At 70.7% G+C, this 16,389-nt stretch carries 12 protein-coding genes; 9 read left to right on the forward strand and 3 right to left on the reverse strand.

Annotated elements, in window-relative coordinates; all coding sequences use genetic code 11:
• Positions 1–4 precede the first annotated feature (4 nt).
• The 3 genes from IEY87_RS00980 to IEY87_RS00990 all read left to right on the forward strand — a co-directional run bounded on the left by IEY87_RS00980 (position 5) and on the right by IEY87_RS00990 (position 4,475).
• Entirely contained in the window at positions 5–1,573 is a 1,569-nt protein-coding gene (locus IEY87_RS00980; RefSeq protein ID WP_373294316.1) for an ATP-binding protein, read from the forward strand.
• 149 nt (positions 1,574–1,722) lie between these two features.
• A complete protein-coding gene (locus IEY87_RS00985) occupies positions 1,723–2,385 on the forward strand; it encodes a response regulator (protein WP_189136534.1) in 663 nt (220 codons plus the stop codon).
• 92 nt (positions 2,386–2,477) lie between these two features.
• Complete coding sequence (locus tag IEY87_RS00990) at positions 2,478–4,475, forward strand: VanW family protein (RefSeq protein WP_189136535.1); 1,998 nt, start codon at positions 2,478–2,480, stop codon at positions 4,473–4,475.
• Between the two features lie 3 nt (positions 4,476–4,478).
• Here IEY87_RS00990 and IEY87_RS00995 read toward each other — a convergent pair whose 3' ends face one another.
• Positions 4,479–5,528 carry a PQQ-dependent sugar dehydrogenase gene (locus IEY87_RS00995; protein WP_189136536.1) on the reverse strand — a complete coding sequence of 350 codons (1,050 nt, stop codon included), beginning with the start codon at positions 5,526–5,528 and terminating at the stop codon, positions 4,479–4,481.
• Positions 5,529–5,566: 38 nt separating this feature from the next.
• Here IEY87_RS00995 and IEY87_RS01000 point away from each other — a divergent pair, with 38 nt between their 5' ends.
• From IEY87_RS01000 to IEY87_RS01025, 6 genes are all read left to right on the forward strand, one after another.
• On the forward strand, positions 5,567–6,475 hold the full coding sequence (locus IEY87_RS01000; RefSeq protein WP_189136537.1) for a 2-hydroxyacid dehydrogenase: 909 nt from the start codon (positions 5,567–5,569) through the stop codon (positions 6,473–6,475).
• A gap of 267 nt (positions 6,476–6,742) precedes the next feature.
• Entirely contained in the window at positions 6,743–9,349 is a 2,607-nt protein-coding gene (locus IEY87_RS01005) for a putative bifunctional diguanylate cyclase/phosphodiesterase (protein ID WP_225276855.1), read from the forward strand.
• 203 nt (positions 9,350–9,552) lie between these two features.
• A complete protein-coding gene (locus IEY87_RS01010) occupies positions 9,553–11,289 on the forward strand; it encodes an acetolactate synthase large subunit (RefSeq protein WP_189136539.1) in 1,737 nt (578 codons plus the stop codon).
• A complete protein-coding gene (gene ilvN / locus IEY87_RS01015) occupies positions 11,286–11,810 on the forward strand; it encodes an acetolactate synthase small subunit (protein WP_189136540.1) in 525 nt (174 codons plus the stop codon). The genes IEY87_RS01010 and ilvN overlap by 4 nt, the downstream gene beginning before the upstream one ends.
• Positions 11,811–11,832: 22 nt before the next feature.
• Positions 11,833–12,816 carry a ketol-acid reductoisomerase gene (gene ilvC / locus IEY87_RS01020; RefSeq protein ID WP_189137265.1) on the forward strand — a complete coding sequence of 328 codons (984 nt, stop codon included), beginning with the start codon at positions 11,833–11,835 and terminating at the stop codon, positions 12,814–12,816.
• 622 nt (positions 12,817–13,438) lie between these two features.
• On the forward strand, positions 13,439–13,723 hold the full coding sequence (locus IEY87_RS01025) for a hypothetical protein (protein ID WP_189136541.1): 285 nt from the start codon (positions 13,439–13,441) through the stop codon (positions 13,721–13,723).
• A 238-nt stretch (positions 13,724–13,961) separates the two neighbouring features.
• Here the strand turns inward: IEY87_RS01025 and IEY87_RS01030 are convergent, their stop codons facing one another.
• Positions 13,962–15,140 (reverse strand): metal-dependent hydrolase family protein, encoded by a 1,179-nt coding sequence (locus IEY87_RS01030; protein ID WP_189136542.1) that lies wholly within the window; start codon positions 15,138–15,140, stop codon positions 13,962–13,964.
• Between the two features lie 214 nt (positions 15,141–15,354).
• Positions 15,355–16,206, reverse strand: a complete 852-nt coding sequence (locus IEY87_RS01035) for a CAP domain-containing protein (RefSeq protein ID WP_189136543.1) — start codon at positions 16,204–16,206, stop codon at positions 15,355–15,357.
• Positions 16,207–16,389 lie beyond the last annotated feature (183 nt).

A 16,389-nucleotide genomic window follows, 5' to 3' on the forward strand; every position in this document is an offset into this window, starting at 1 on the left:
TCCCGTGAGACGGGTACGTGACCCCTCGCTGGGCACCCAGTTGTTCGTGCTGCAGATGGCGATCGTGCTGCTCGCCGTCGGGAGCACGGCCGGCGTGTGGGCCCAGCACACGCGCGCCCAGCTCGACTCCCTCTACCAGCAGCGCGCCCTGGCCATCGCGCAGTCCGTGGCGGGCCTGCCGGAGGTGCGCGAGGCGTTCGAGCTCCAGCGGCCCGAGGCGGTGCTGCAGCCGCTCGCGCTGAGCGTCCAGCAGACCACCGGCGCCGACTACGTGGTGATCGCCAACGACGACCAGATCCGCTACGCCCATCCCAACGCCTCGCTGATCCGCAAACGGCTGTCCACCGACGGCACCTACGTGCTGAGCACCGGCCGCAGCTGGGTCGGCACCGAGAAGGGCACCATCGGCATCACGGTCAGGGGCAAGACCCCGGTCCTCGACGAGTACGGCACCGTCATCGGCCTGGTCTCGGTCGGCGTCCTGGAGACCACCGTCGTGGACGAGGTCGCCGGCGCGCTGCCGCCGCTGCTGTGGACCGCGCTGGTCGTGCTCGCCGCCGGGCTCGCCGCCGCCGCGCTGATCACCGCGCGGGTGCGCAGGCAGACGTTCGGGCTGGAGCCGCGCGACATCGCCGCGCTGCTGGAGCAGCGCGAGGGCGTGCTGCACGGCGTCAAGGAGGGGGTGCTGGCACTCGACCTCGACGGCCGGGTGACGCTGGTCAACGACGCCGCCCGTGAGCTGCTCGGCGACGTCGGCGACGACCTGACCCAGATGGCGGTCTCCGACCGGATGCGCGACGTGCTCGGCGGCGCCGACCCGGGCGAGGACCGGATCGTGCTGCACCGCGACCGGGTGCTGGTGCTCAACCGCACGCCGGTCGCCGTCCGCGGCCAGCACCGCGGCTGGGTGATCACCCTGCGCGACCGTACCGAGCTGGTACGCCTGGCGCGCGAGCTGGACGACACCAGCAGCGCCACCGGGGCGCTGCGAGCCCAGGCGCACGAGTTCGCCAACCGCATGCACACGGTCGTCGGGCTGCTGGAGATGGGCGAGCACGAGGCGGCGATCAATTTCATCACCAGCACCACCCGCGGCACCTACGCCAGCGATCTGCACGATCGGGTGCGCGACCCCACGCTCGCCGCCCTGCTGCTGGCCAAGTCGGCCGAGGCCGCCGAGCGCGGCGCCCGGCTGGTGCTGGCCGAGGACTCCGCCGTGCCCGAGGGCGTGCTCGGCGACCCGCAGGACGCCGTCCTGGTCGTCGGCAACCTGGTGGCCAACGCGATCGACGCGCTGGACGGCAGGGGCGGCACCATCGAGGTGTCGGTCGCGGCCGACGAGCGGGGACTACGGGTGCGGGTCGGTGACTCCGGCCCGGGGATCACCCCCGAGCTGGTCGAGGAAGTCTTCAGGGAGGGCTTCACGACCAAGGCCGCGCGCTCCGGCACCCGCGGCCTCGGTCTGGCGCTGACGCGGCAGGCGTGCCTGCGCAGGGGCGGCTGGGTGAAGGTCCGCAACTCGGGCGGCGCCGTCTTCACGGCCCTGCTCCCGGCGGCGAAGGTCCCCGTATGAACGGCTCTGCTCCCGGCGGCGAAGGTCCCCGTATGAACGGCTCTGCTCCCGGCGGCGAAGGTCCCCGTATGAACGGCTCTGCTTCCGGCGGCGAAGGTCCCCGTACGAGCGGCTCTGCTTCCGGCGGCGAAGGTCCCCGTACGAGCGGTATGAACGGGATCCGCGTGCTCGTGGTGGACGACGACTTCATGGTGGCCCGCATCCACAGCGGCTACGTCTCGCGGGTGCCCGGCTTCCAGGTCGTCGCGACCGCGCACCACGGGGCCGGCGCGATCGAGGCGGTGGCCGAGCACCGGCCCGACCTGGTGCTGCTCGACATCTATCTGCCCGACATGTCGGGCCTGGACGTGCTCAAGGCGCTGACCGGCGTGGACGTGCTGATGATCAGCGCGGCCCGCGACGTGCCCACGGTCAGGGAGGCGATGCGCGGCGGCGCGGTCAACTATCTGATCAAGCCCTTCACCGCCGCCGCCCTGACCGAACGGCTGCAGCACTACGCCCGGACCCGTAAGACGTTCACCGCCATCGGGCCCGAGGCCCGCCAGGACGATGTGGACCGGCTCTTCGGCACGCCGACGACCGCCGCGACGCTGCCCAAGGGGCTGTCGGCGGCGACCTGCGCGCTGGTCGCCCAGACACTGCGCGAGGCGGGACACGACCTGTCGGCCGCGGAGACCGCCCAGCTCGCGGGTCTGTCGCGGGTCAGCGCCCGCCGATATCTGGAGTATCTCTGCGCCGACGGCAGGGCCGAGTCGCGTCCGCGCTACGGCTCGGCCGGGCGCCCAGAACACCGATATCGATGGCTAGGCTGACGCACTTCCGTAGTCTTTTCCCGTGACATATGCGGACCTGCGTGCCTTACTGTTGCCTGAGACGTGGCTGCGGAGCGGGAGGAGATTGAGGCGTGCGTAACGCCGGACCGATCGAATCGCCGACCGACCCGTTCAGTTCGGTCCCGCTGCCCAGCCGTGCCACGTCCAAGAAACCCAAGATCGAGGGCCTGCCCCCGGGCGTTTCCCGCGACATCTTCGGCGCGCCGGGCCAGCAGCAGCAGGAGCCCCGCCGTCCTGCCGGCGCCACCCCGCCGGCACAGAGCGCGCCGAACGGCGGCGCGCTGCCCCCGGCCACGCCGCCGTCGCAGCCCTGGCCGGTGAACGGGAATCCGCAGGAGACCCCCTCGTTCGGCCGGGAACGGCCGGCCCCCGCCCTGATCGAACCGGATCCGCCCCGCCGCCGTCGCTTACTCCCGGCCATCACCGTGCTCCTGCTGATCGCCGTCGCCATGGCCTACCTGGTGCCCGCGGTGCTCATGTCGGGTTCGGTCCTGCGCGGCACCCGCGTCGGCGGCGTCGACATCGGCGGCCTGACCGTGACCCAGGCGGCCGAAAAGCTCCGCACCGAGCTAGCCGCCAAGCTCAACAAGCCCGTCGTGGTCGACATCGGCACCAGCAAGGACACCATCCAGCCCGACGAGGCCGGCCTCCAGCTCGACGTGGTGACCACGATCGGCGAGGCACCCAGCGGCTTCCCCACCCCCTTCGAGGTGTGGCGGGCGCTGACCGGCACGACCGAGATCGAGCCCCGGGTGACCGTCGACGCCTCCCAGCTCGCCAGGACCGTGGACGCCCTGGCCGAGACCGTCGACAAGCCGCCGCACGACGGGCGCGTGACGTTCAAGGGCCTGCAGCCGGTCGCCACCCCGCCCCGCGACGGCGCGCTCATCGACCGGGCGAAAGCGGTCCACCTGATCAGCGAGGCGTTCCTGCGCGGCAGCGGCTCGGCGGTGCTCTCGCTCGAGCCCGCCCAGCCGACGACCACCCCCGAGGCCATCACCAAGGCCGAGGCACAGGCCAAGAGGGCCGTGGCGGCGCCGATCACGCTGACGCTCGGCGACAGGCAGGCGCAGCTCACCCCGCAGACGATCGCGGCCAACCTCACCTTCGGCAGCGACGGCGAGGGCAGCCTGGCGCCCCAGTTCGACGCCAAGACGGCGCTCACCGGGGTGGAGAGCAGCCTGGTGGACGCGGCCCAGGTGCCGCGCGACGCGACGTACGACGTCGTGAACGGCAAGCTCGTGCTGGTGCCCGCCCGCCAGGGCCGAGGGGTCAACAGCAAGCTGCTCGCCCGCGACCTGGCCAAGCTGGTCCGCAACGGCGGCCCGCGCGTCATCCCGGTCAGGCTCGCCGCCGCGCCGCCTCAGGTCACCACCGAGCAGGTGACAGGGCTCGGCATCAAGGAGAACGTGGCCTCGTTCACCTCGACCTTCGAGTGCTGCCTGCCGCGGGTGACCAACGTCCGGCAGATGGCGGCCGACATCGACGGGCGGCTCGTGCTGCCCGGCCAGACGTTCTCGCTCAACGACGTGGTGGGGGAGCGCACCGCCGAGGGCGGCTACGTGCTGGCGCCCCAGACCGTCGGCGGCAGGGTGATCACCGTCATGGGCGGCGGCGCCTCGCAGCTCGCCACCACCCTCTACAACGCGGCCTTCTTCGGCGGGTTCGACGACGTCGCGCACACCCCGATGGACTACCACTCCAACCGCTACCCGGCGGGCCGTGACGCCGCGCTGCTCTACCCGGGCGTGGATTTGAAGTGGCGCAACGACTCCGAGCACGGAGTGCTGATCAAGACCGCGTCCACCGCCACGTCCGTGACGGTCGCGCTGTGGAGCACCAAGCGCTACGACAAGATCGAGGCCGTGGAGTCGGCGAAGCGGGACTTCACCCCCTTCCGCGTCGAGACCGGCGCCGCCGCCGGCTGCCGGCCGGTCATCGGCCAGCAGGGCTTCACGATGGACGTCACCCGGGTGTTCTTCAAGGGCGGCGACGAGCTCAAGCGCGACCCGAAGGTGACCACGAAGTATCGGCCGCATACCCAGGTGACCTGCACCGGCACGGGCTGAGCGCTACGACGGCGAGACGGCGAGGATCTTGTCGTCGCCGTCGCGCTCGTCGCCTCGGCCGTCCTTGTTGCTGGTGCTCACCCACAGGCCGCCGTCGGGGGTGGTGGTCACCGCGCGGAGCCGGCCGTACGTGTTCGTGAAGTGCGCGACCGGCGTGCCCGGCGCGCCGTCCGCCGCCAGCGGGATCTGCCACAGGCGCTCGCCTTGCAGCGCGCCCATCCACAGGGAGCCGCCGGCGTAGGCCAGGCCGGACGGTGAGGCCTCGGAGGTGTCCCAGGTGACGATCGGGTCGGTGAAGTCGGGATCGTCGCCGCGGCCCTCGACCTCCGGCCAGCCGTAGTTGGCGCCCGGCTCGATCCGGTTGAGCTCGTCGAAGGTGCTGGCGCCGAACTCCGAGGCGTACATTCTGCCCGAGTCGTCCCAGGCCAGGCCCTGCACGTTGCGGTGGCCGAGGCTGTAGACGAGCGTGCCGAACGGGTTGCCCGGCGCGGGGGCGCCGTCGGCCGTCATGCGCAGGATCTTGCCGGCCAGGGAGTCGCGCCGCTGGGCGAGGTCCCCGTCGCCGGTCTCCCCGGTGCCGGCGTACAGGTGGCCGTCGGGGCCGAATGCCAGCCGGCCCCCGTTGTGGATGCCGCCCTTGGGGATGCCCGCCACGATGACCCGCGGCTGCGACAGGGTGTCGCCGCTGAGGCGGTAGCGGACGATCCTGTTGTCCGAGGCGGCGGTGTAGTAGAAGAACACCTGCTCGTTCTTGACCGCCACGCCCAGCAGGCCGCCCTCACCGTCGGGGACGACGCCGTCGATCGTGCCCAGCGCGGTGACCTGGCCGTTCTGGCCCACTCGCAGCAGCCTGGCCGTGTCGCGCTCGGTCACCAGCGCGTCGCCACCCGGCAGGAAGGCGATCGCCCACGGCACGGCGAGGTCGCGCGCCACCACCCGGGGCTCGCCCGGCGGCGCGGCCGCGGACACCGACGCCGTCGGCGAGGCGTCCCCTCCGGCGCTGGAGCAGGCGGTGAGCACCGTCAACAACATGATCGTCCATAGCTTCCTCATGTGTCCCATACTCACCCCAGGGCCATAAAGTTTCGTGCATGGAAACCTGGGTCCCGTCCGGCGAGGTCGCCGAAGCCCTGTCAGCCCTGCCCGATGTGCGCTGCTCCGTCTACGACGGCACGGGGCCGGAGCCCGGGGGGATCGAGGACGTCGAGGTGTGGATCCCGCCGCTGATCCCGGTGCCCGACGTGCCGGGGACGCTGGCCAGGATGCGGTCGCTGCGCCTGCTGCAGACCGTCACCGCCGGCGTGGAGGCCTACCGGCCGCACCTGCCGGAGGGCGCGGTGCTCTGCAACGCCCGCGGCGTGCACGACGCCGGCACCGCGGAATGGGCCGTCGGCGCGATGATCGCGGTGATCCGGGAGTTCCCCGGCTTCACCGACGCGCAGCGCCGGGGCGAGTGGACCTACCACCACACCGGCGTGCTGGCCGACGCCACCGTGCTGATCGTCGGTTACGGCTCCATCGGCGCGGCGCTCGAAAGGCGGCTCGACGGCTTCGAGGTCGAGGTCGTACGGGTGGCCAGGCGGGCGCGCGAGGGGGTGCACGGCATGGCGGAGCTGCCCGCGCTGCTGCCCGCCGCCGACGTCGTGGTGCTGCTCGTGCCCGCCACCGAGGCGACCGCCGGCATGGTGGACGCCGCCTTCCTGGCGCGGATGAAGGACGGCGCCGTGCTCGTCAACGCCGCCAGGGGCGGGATCGTCGACACCGACGCGCTGGTCGCCGAGCTCAAAGACGGTAGGCTGCGAGCGGCACTCGACGTGACCGCGCCCGAGCCGTTGCCGGAGGGCCACCCCCTCTGGAGCGCCCCCGGCGTTCTGATCACGCCGCACGTCGCGGGCAGCACCCCTGCCTCGGCGCGTCGCATGCTGCGGCTCATGCGCTCGCAAATGACTCGGCACCTCGCCGGCGATCCACTCGACAACGTCATCACCGACGCGTATTGAGAGGAATCCGGACCGTGGCTGGTCCGTGACCTTCAGTGCGTACGGTGGCGTCTAAGCAGGATTTCCTGACTGCCTGTCAAGGAGATCCTGGCGGCAATGGGTCGGTGTGGTTATCAGATCGGTGACGACATCGGCATTGTCACCACCCGCGCACCCACGACCGCACACACTGGCGATGTGCACCGCCGGGCTTCGGCGGTCACGGGAGCAGGGTTCGAGACGGGATGGGCAACGACTGTGATCCGCTGGCGTGATTCACGGGCACCTTTGACCGCCGCGACGGCGATCGGTGTGGCGGGTTTCGCGGCCGCGCTCCTCGCGGGCGGCCCGGCCCTCCTCGCCGGCTCCGTCGCCGGATTCCTCGCGGCCCTGCTGGCCGCGGCCTCCCTCCTGATCGCCTCGATCCAGCCGGTCGAGCACCGGACCATGGCGATGGGCACGCGCTGGATGGGCGGTGGCGCGGCCGTCTGGGCCGTGGGCATGGCCGTGCGCCCGTTCGCCGCGAGCTCCAGTTTCATGTCGAGCTTCGCCGACCTCCTCGTGCTGCTCGGCACCGTGCTGACGGGCGGCGGCGCGCTGATCGCCGCCGGTCGCAAGCTGTCGGCCATGACGGTGTTACGGCATCTCGCCGGCTCCTACCTCTGCGCCGCCTCGCTGTTCCTGATCGCCTGGGTGGCGGTGCTGCGGCAGGTCTACGCCGAGACCGCCGACCCCGCGCTGTTCACCTTCGCGCTGCTGCCGCCGATGCTCGCGCTGGTGGTGACCTGCGCGGTCATCCCGTCCGTGGTCACCGGCAGGTCCGCCGCCTGGCCGCTGGGCGCGGCGGGCGTCGCCGTGCTCGCCACCACGACGGTGGCCGGCATGGCCAGCGCCATGGCCCGGCTCGACGGCGGCCCGCCGCCGACCTGGAGCCTCACCCTCGCGCCGCTGGCGTTCCTGTTGCTGGCCGCCATCCCATGGATGCGCCCGCGCGAGATGCCGGCCGTGCCGCTCGTCGGCACCCTGATCTCGCTGGTGCCGCCGGCGCTGGTCGCCGTGGCGACCTGCACCATGCTCGTGCACCTGGCGAGCGGGCCAGGGCAGCATCCCGTCACCGGCGTGGTGGTGGTCGCCGCCTCGGTGGTCCTGCTCCTGCTGCTGCGCGTGTTCGTGCTGTCGGGGGTCAACATCCGGCTGCGCACGCTGGTCTCGCTCGGCGACAAGCAGCTCAGGGACCTGGCCGAGAGCACCGGCGACGTGGTGCTCATCTGCGACTACGACGGCAAGGTGCATGAGATCGGCGCGGGGGTCGAGGCCACCTACGGCTACGGCCCCGACGAGCTGGTCGGTGGATCGATCTTCGACTACATCCACCCCGAGGACGTGCCGCAGATCAAGTCCTCGCTGCTCGCGATGGGCCTGGACGACGACGAGAACGCCGAGTCCGGCGCCTGCATGATCGTCTGCCGGGTGCGCGGCGCGGACGGCACCTGGCGGCCCACCGAGTCCGTCGCCACCCGCCACGCGAGCGGTGAGGACCAGCTGCTGGTCACCGCGAGGGACGTGAGCGACGAGGAGGCGCTGCGCAACCAGGTGGCGCACCTCACCTTCCACGACGGCGTGACCGGCCTGCCCAACCGCTCCTACTTCGAGGAGCGCACCCGCGAGGTGCTCACCGGGCACGGCTCGGGGCACAGCACCGGGCACGTGGCCGTCATCTTCCTGGACCTCGACGGTTTCACCTCCGTCAACGACTCCGTCGGCCACGCCAGCGGCGACTACCTCCTCGGGCAGGCCGCGCGCCGGCTGCGCGGGGCCGTGCGCCCCGACGACACGCTCGCCCGGTGGGGCGGCGACGAGTTCGCGGTGCTGGTGGAGACCGGCGGCGAGGCGCAGCACGCCGTCGACCTGGCCGAGCGGCTGGTGCGGACGGTCTCGCAGGAGCCGTTCCGGGTGGCCGACCGCGACGTGGCGCTCACCGCGAGCGTGGGCGTCGCCTTCGCCGAGGACGAGCTGCCCGCCGGCGACCTCATCCGCAACGCCGACGTGGCCATGGCCCGCGCCAAGGAGCTGGGCGGCCGCCGGGTCGAGGTGTTCGCCGCGCAGATGCACGCCGACGTGGTGCGCAGGCTGGAGCTGGCCGCCGACCTGCAGCGGGCGCTCATCGAGCAGCAGTTCGCCATCGAATACCAGCCGGTGGTGGACCTGGCGACCTCCCGGGTGACCGCAGTCGAGGCGCTCGTGCGCTGGTGGCGCGGCTCGGTGTTCGTGCCGCCCGACCAGTTCCTCGGCCCGGCCGAGGACACCGGCCTGATCGTGCCGCTGGGCGAGTGGATCCTGCGCGAGTCCTGCCGCGAGGTGGCCGCCTGGCGCGCCTCGTCCTGGGACATCGGGCTGTCGCTCAACCTGTCGGCGCGTCAGATCACCGCGCCGAGGTTCGTCGAGACCGTCGAGGAGGCGCTGGCGGAGAGCGGGCTGCCGGCCTCCGCGCTCACCCTTGAGGTCATCGAGGAGATGCTCGTAGAGGACGCCGAGGAGACGATCAAGCGGCTGTCGGAGCTGCGCGCCCTGGGCGTACGCCTGGCCATCGACGACTTCGGCACCGGCTACGCCTCGCTGGCGTTCCTGCGGCAGTTGCCGGTCGACATGATCAAGATCGATCCGTCCTTCGTGTCGGGTCTCGGCCGGGACGACACGCTGACCCTGCTCACCCGCACCATCGTGCGGCTCGGCCACGACCTCGGCCTCGTCGTGGTGGCCGAGGGGATCGAGCGGCCCGAGCAGCTCGAACTGCTGCGGGAGATGGGCTGCACCCGGGGGCAGGGCTTCCTGGTGGCCCGGCCGATGGCGGCCAGGGGCGTCGACTCGCTCATGCAGACGAGTCTCACTGTATGAGACGAGTGTCCACTGAGTTGACACTTGGGCATTCGGAGCGGCTATGGTGTAAGGCATGCTTCGCAGTGAGATTCTCGTAGTACTTCGCCGGCGCGCAGGCCGTTAGCGAAGCACTTCGACCTGCGCGCCGCCCCAGTCCCACCGCCGGTGGGGAGGGGCATTTTTTATGTCCTTAAGTGAGTAGCCACGCAAGGAACGAGCCGATGACCGAACGGATGACAGGTGCACAGGCCCTGGTCAGGGCGCTGGAGCACGTGGGAGTCGACACCGTTTTCGGGATCCCGGGCGGCGCCATCCTGCCCGCCTACGATCCCCTTTACGACTCGGCCAAGGTCCGGCACGTGCTTGTACGGCACGAGCAGGGGGCGGGACACGCGGCCGAGGGTTACGCCCAGGCCACCGGCCGGGTCGGGGTGTGCATGGCGACCAGTGGCCCCGGCGCGACCAACCTGGTCACCCCGATCGCCGACGCCTACATGGACTCGGTGCCGATGGTGGCCATCACCGGCCAGGTGGCCAGCGCGGCCATCGGCACGGACGCCTTCCAGGAAGCCGACATCTCCGGCATCACCATGCCGATCACCAAGCACAACTTCTTGATCACCGATCCGGACGACATCGCCCGCACGATCATGGAGGCGTTCCACATCGCCTCCACCGGCCGGCCCGGCCCGGTGCTGGTGGACATCTCCAAGGACGCGCTGCAGAAGGAGACCACGTTCGTCTGGCCGCCGACGATGCAGCTGCCCGGCTACCGGCCGGTGACCCGGCCGCACTCCAAGCAGATCCGTGAGGCGGCCAAGCTGATCGCCGAGGCCCGGCGCCCGGTGCTCTACGTCGGCGGCGGCGTGCACAAGGCGGGCGCCTCGGCGGACCTGCTGACGCTCGCCGAGCTGGTCCACATCCCGGTCGTCACCACGCTGATGGCCCGGGGCACCTTCCCCGACAGCCACCCCCAGCACATGGGCATGCCCGGCATGCACGGCTCGGTCTCCGCCGTCGGCGCGCTGCAGCAGGCGGACCTGCTCATCGCCCTGGGCGTCCGCTTCGACGACCGCGTCACCGGGCAGCTGTCCTCCTTCGCGCCGTACGCCAAGGTCGTGCACGCGGACATCGACCCGGCGGAGATCTCCAAGAACCGCCACGCCGACGTGCCGATCGTGGGCGACTGCAAGGATGTCATCCGTGACCTGATCGCCGCCCTCGAGACCGCCGGCGAGAAGGGCGACTACACCGACTGGTGGACCACGCTCAACGGCTACAAGGAGACCTACCCGCTGGGCTACGAGGAGTTCGAGGACGGCTCCCTGGCCCCCCAGTACGTCATGCAGCGGCTGAGCGCGATCGCCGGGCCGGACGCCTACTACGTGGCCGGGGTCGGCCAGCACCAGATGTGGGCCGCCCAGTTCATCGAGCACGAGCGGCCGGGCGCGTTCATCAACTCGGGCGGCGCCGGCACGATGGGCTTCGCCGTCCCGGCCGCGATGGGCGCCAAGATGGGCCGGCCCGACGCGGTCGTGTGGGCCGTCGACGGCGACGGCTGCTTCCAGATGACCAACCAGGAGCTCGCCACCTGTGCCCTGGAGGGGGTGCCGATCAAGATCGCCGTTATCAACAACGGTAATCTCGGCATGGTTCGCCAGTGGCAGACCCTCTTCTATGACAAGCGTTACTCCAACACGAACCTGCAGGCGACGCGCCGCATCCCGGACTTCGTCAAGCTGGCGGAGGCCTATGGTTGTGTGGGCCTGCGATGCGAGCGCCCCGAGGACGTGGACGCGACCATCAAGAAGGCCATGGAGATCAACGACGTGCCGGTCGTGGTCGACTTCGTCGTCCACCAGGACGCGATGGTCTGGCCCATGGTCGCGGCCGGGACGAGCAACGACGAGATCAAGATCGCCCGTGACATGGCGCCTAAGTGGGAGAACGAAGAATGAGCAGGCACACGCTCTCGGTGCTCGTGGAGAACAAGCCAGGCGTCCTGGCCCGGGTGTCCGCCCTGTTCAGCAGGCGGGGCTTCAACATCGACTCCCTGGCCGTCGGGCCCACCGAGCACGACGACATCTCCCGCATGACGATCGTGGTCAACGTCGAGGAGCTTCCGCTGGAGCAGGTCACCAAGCAGCTCAACAAGCTGGTGAACGTCCTCAAGATCGTGGAGCTGGACACCTCGCACGCCGTGCAACGGGAGCTCATGCTCATCAAGGTCAAGGCCGACGCCGACAATCGGTCGAGCGTGCTGGAGCTCGTCCAGCTCTTCCGCGCTCGCTGCATCGACGTGGCGGCCGACGCCGTGACCATCGAGGTCACCGGCACCACGGACAAGCTCGAGGCGTTCGTCAAGATCCTCGAGCCGTTCGGCATCAAGGAGCTCGTCCAATCGGGCATGGTGGCCATCGGCCGCGGTGCCCGTTCCATCACTGACCGGTCCCTCAGGGCACTGGACCGTACCGCCTGAAAGGTTTCAGCAAGTGACCGAGATTTTCTACGACGACCAGGCCGACCTGTCGATCATCCAGGGACGTCGGGTGGCCGTGCTGGGGTACGGCAGCCAGGGCCACGCCCACGCGCTCTCCCTGCGTGACTCCGGGGTCGACGTGCGCGTCGGCCTGCCCGAGGGCTCCAAGAGCCGCGAGAAGGCCGAGAACGACGGCCTGCGCGTGCTCACGCCCGCCGAGGCGGTGAAGGAGGCCGACGTCACCATGATCCTGGCGCCGGACCACATTCAGCGCCACCTCTACGCCGAGCATGTCGCGCCCAACCTCAAGCAGGGCGACGCGCTGTTCTTCGGCCACGGCCTCAACATCCGCTACGGCCTCATCGAGGCCCCCGAGGGCGTCGACGTCTGCATGGTCGCCCCCAAGGGCCCCGGCCACCTCGTCCGCCGCCAGTTCGAGGCGGGCCGCGGCGTGCCGGTTCTGGTGGCCGTCGAGAAGGACGCCTCCGGCAAGGCCTTCGACCTCGCGCTGTCCTACGCCAAGGGCATCGGCGGCACCCGCGCCGGCGCGCTGAAGACGACCTTCACCGAGGAGACCGAGACCGACCTGTTCGGCGAGCAGGCCGTGCTGTGCGGTGGCGTCTCCGAGCTCATCAAGGCGGGCTTCGAGACCCTCATCGAGGCCGGCTACCAGCCGGAGGTCGCCTACTTCGAGTGCCTGCACGAGATGAAGCTCATCGTCGACCTCATGTACGAGGGCGGCATCTCGAAGATGTACTGGTCGGTGTCCGACACCGCCGAGTACGGCGGCTACACCCGCGGCTCCCGCGTCATCACCGACGAGACCCGTCAGGAGATGCGGCGCATCCTGGGCGAGATCCAGGACGGCACCTTCGCCCGGCAGCTCGTCGAGGAGTTCGACGGCGGCCAGAAGGAGTTCACCAAGCACCGCGAGGAGCTCGCCGAGAACCCGATCGAGAAGACGGGCGCCACGCTGCGTCCGATGATGAGCTGGCTCAAGGCGTAACGCCGAGGGCGTAACACCGAGTCCGGGCGGCGGGGCGGCGAACCCCGCTCGCCAACACCGACTCCGGGCGGCGGGGCGGCGAACCCCGCTCGCCGCCCCGCCGCGCGGACGGCGTGCTCGTCGTCCGCGCCGCGGTCGCCTTCCACCGCACTCCCGAGCAGGCATCGCCGCTCGACCGAGGCGGCCCTGGTCATGCGGGCCGCCGCTGCAGCCCATCTGAGCCCCGCTGGACGCCGGGCGTCGTCCTCCGGCACGCGAGCGTGTAGAAGCCGCGTCACGGAGCGTTTCCATCTCTGCTGTGGCACCTCCCGTCAGTCGATATCGGGGGTGTCTGCCGAGCATGCCCGATGTGCGTATCCATGCTCCGTTTTCAACTGACATGACCCAGTTTGCGCCAAGGGGGCGCTGCGCGATGGTCTGGAACTGGTCATGAGAAGCGGGAGTGCGTCTCAGCTAGGAACATCTATGCGTCAAGTGGGCCGATCTTCGGCATCGCTTCCCCCATGTGGCGTCTTCTCGCAGGTCAAGAGTGAAAATGCGAGAGTTTGTGGAAAGTAGGCGCCGGGCAGATCTTCTCCCGATAGCTACGGAGAGTAGTCGATCGGTATCAAGGAGATTCAGTATGTACAGACAAGGGCTCATCCTGGCCGGGATCGTCGGCGGGATGGTCATGTTCGGCGGCTCCGCGCTAGCTGCGATGCCCAGCGCCCCCACCTCGGCGTCGGTCGGCTGGCCGCATGACGACCCGGACTTCGACAACAGGGTCATCATCTGCGGTGACGACAACATCTTCACCAAGGAAGCAGTCGACAAGAGCACCAGGGGCGTGCTCGTCCTGCAGACCGGCGACATCCTGAGCCAGATCCTCGGCATCAAGAGCAAAGACTCGAAGTGCGTGATCAGCTAACGTTCACCCTCGGCGGCTGCGAAGCGTGACCCGGGGCCCGTCTACATGGCGGGCCCCTCCACGTTGTCCGGCCCCGAATCCCGAAGGCCGCCACGAAGAAGCCGCAGGCGCTCCGGATCGCCCCCCCGCACACCGTGGCCGTCTTCCCCGCATCAGCCCGAAGCACGCGGCGATCTGCGACCGCTGGAGGCCGCCCCCGATCAGGTCGCCCAGGCGGGACCGTACACGCCCTTCCGGGTCAGGGCAGGTTGCCCGCGGCGAGGTGGCCCCGGGACACCACGGCGACGATGTTCGCCACGGACAGGTCCTCGATCCGCTCCCACGGACGGCCGCGCAGCACGATGAAGTCGGCGCCGAGTCCGGGCGCGATGCGCCCCACCGGCATGCCGATGGCGTCGGCGGCGTCGGAGGTGGCCGCACGCAGCGCCGACGGGGCGTCGAGGCCGAGAACCTCGGCCATGTAGACGACCTCGGCGCACTGGTCGCCGAAGCGCACGTGGAAGCCGTTGGCATCGGTGCCCAGCACGAACCGGACCCCCGCCCGCGCGGCCTCGGCGAACAGCTTGTCCCGCTGGGCCACCAACTCGGCGGCCTTGACCATGACGTCAGGAGGCACCGGGACGCGGCCCTCGGCGATCACCCTGCTGATCAGCAGCGTCGGAGCCACCGGGGTGCCGCGCGCGGCCAGGGTCTCGGCCAGGTCGGCGCTCATCAACGTGCCGTGTTCGATGGAGTCCACGCCCTCCTCGACGGCGACGCGGATGCCGTCCTCGGAATGGGCGTGCGCGGCCACCGGCATGCCGAGCGCGTGCGCCTCGTCGACGATGGCCCCGACCTCCGCGCGGGTGTAGTTGCGCCAGGCGTGGCGGTCGCCGACCGACAGCACGCCGCCGCTCGTCGTGATCTTGATCCCGTGCAGGCCCGCCCTGGCCCAGGTACGCACCAGCTTGCGGCATTCGTCGGGACCGTCGGCGGTCGGCTTGCGCAACGGATGCGCGGCCGGCACGAACAGGTCACCGTGCCCGGCGGTCATCCCCACCATGCCGAGCACCCTGATCCGCGGGCCAGGTAGCAGCCCCGCGTCGAAGGCCCGGGCCAGCGCCACCTGCGCCTCGTCGCCGGCCATGTCGCGCAGCGTCGTCACGCCGTGCCGCAGGGCGCGCTGGGCGTGCGCGACGCCGTGCAGCACCTGCTCGTCCCGGGTGGTGACCAGCGGCCAGGTGCTGAAGTCGGACCGGCCCTCACCGGCGTCGCCGATCAGGTGGACGTGCGTGTCCACCAGACCGGGGATGACGCAGAGGTCGTCGTGTCGCTGCTCGGCGGGCCGCAGGCCGGTGATCCGGTCGGGCTCCCACTGGAGCTCGACCGGGCCGCGAGGTTCTGTGCCGTCCCAGAGTGGGATTCCGTCAAGTCTCATATCAAGGGATGACGCTACCGGACGGCCCTCTGACCTGCGTGGATGTCCCGTCCTCGCGCGCCGGGGACACTCGGCCCAGCTCGGGGGAAAGCATGCGGGCCCGGCCACGGTCCGTTGCGGGGGGAGTCGCGGCCGGGCCCGCCGGAGGGGAGCGTCGCGGGCGTGCGGTGGGAACCGGCACGGGTGGGGCCGGTGTGCCCGCGTGCTCCCTGGCTCAGTGCGCGGCGAAGACCTGAGTCCAGTGTGGACCCTTTGAGTGCTGGCCGACCCCTATGTGAGTGAACTTGCAGTTCATGATGTTCGCGCGGTGTCCCGGGCTGTTGAGCCAGCCCTGGACCACGGAGGCCGCGGTGCGCTGCCCCATGGCGATGTTCTCGCCCCAGGTCCGGACCGGGGCGAAGCCGACGGCTCCGATCCGGTCACCGGCGGAGCGGCCGTCCTGGGAGCTGTGGTCGAAGTAGCCCTTGGCCGCCATGTCCGCCGAGTGCCTGTCGGCGGCGGTGCGGAGCTTGGCGTCGTGGACGAGCGGCTTGCAGCCGCCTGCCACTCTGGCCCGGTTGGTGAGCCTGACGACCTCGGTCTCGGCGCTCGATGCGCCGGCCGTCCGGGCGGTGCTCGTGGTGGCAGTGGTGGCAGGCGGCTTCTTGCAGGACAGCAGGACGCCGTCCGAGGTGCTCTCCTGGCCCTGATGGTCGAGGGCGGTGACGTAGTAGCGGCGCGGGGTGTCCGAGCAGGGCAGCGTGGCCGTGATCCGGCCGTTGGTGAGGCGCTGGGAGCCGCTCTTGAGCGTCCGGTCCGGGCCGGCCGCGGCCTGCTGGACGCGCACCCTGAGCAGGGCCTTCTGGCCGCAGCCGGACCGGGAGGCGGTGCCCCTGATCAGTCCCTTGGCGTCGACGGACGGCTTGGCGGCCGTGACGCGGCAGTCCTCGGCCGAGCCGCCCTGCGCGCCCTCCAGCGGCGTCTCCAGCCCGCCGCCCGCCGAGTGTGCGGCGGCGGGGGGAGCCGGGATGGAGCTCAATGCCGCCAGACTCCCGAGGCAGGCGAGCACCTTGAGCTGTCTGCGCATTTCGTCCTCCGATTGAGGCCTAGACACTGCGTCGATCCCGCATTCTGGTGCTCACTCGTCGCCTTTGTCACGAAAAACGCCGATATATCTGGAGCTCCACGTGTCCCAATCGTAACAAAGATCGCAGCTATCTTGGTAAACCTCAAAGAAGATCTATGCGTCTAAGGCCCAATAAAAGGGGCG

Source organism: Nonomuraea glycinis (assembly GCF_014646515.1).
Lineage (GTDB): Bacteria > Actinomycetota > Actinomycetes > Streptosporangiales > Streptosporangiaceae > Nonomuraea > Nonomuraea glycinis.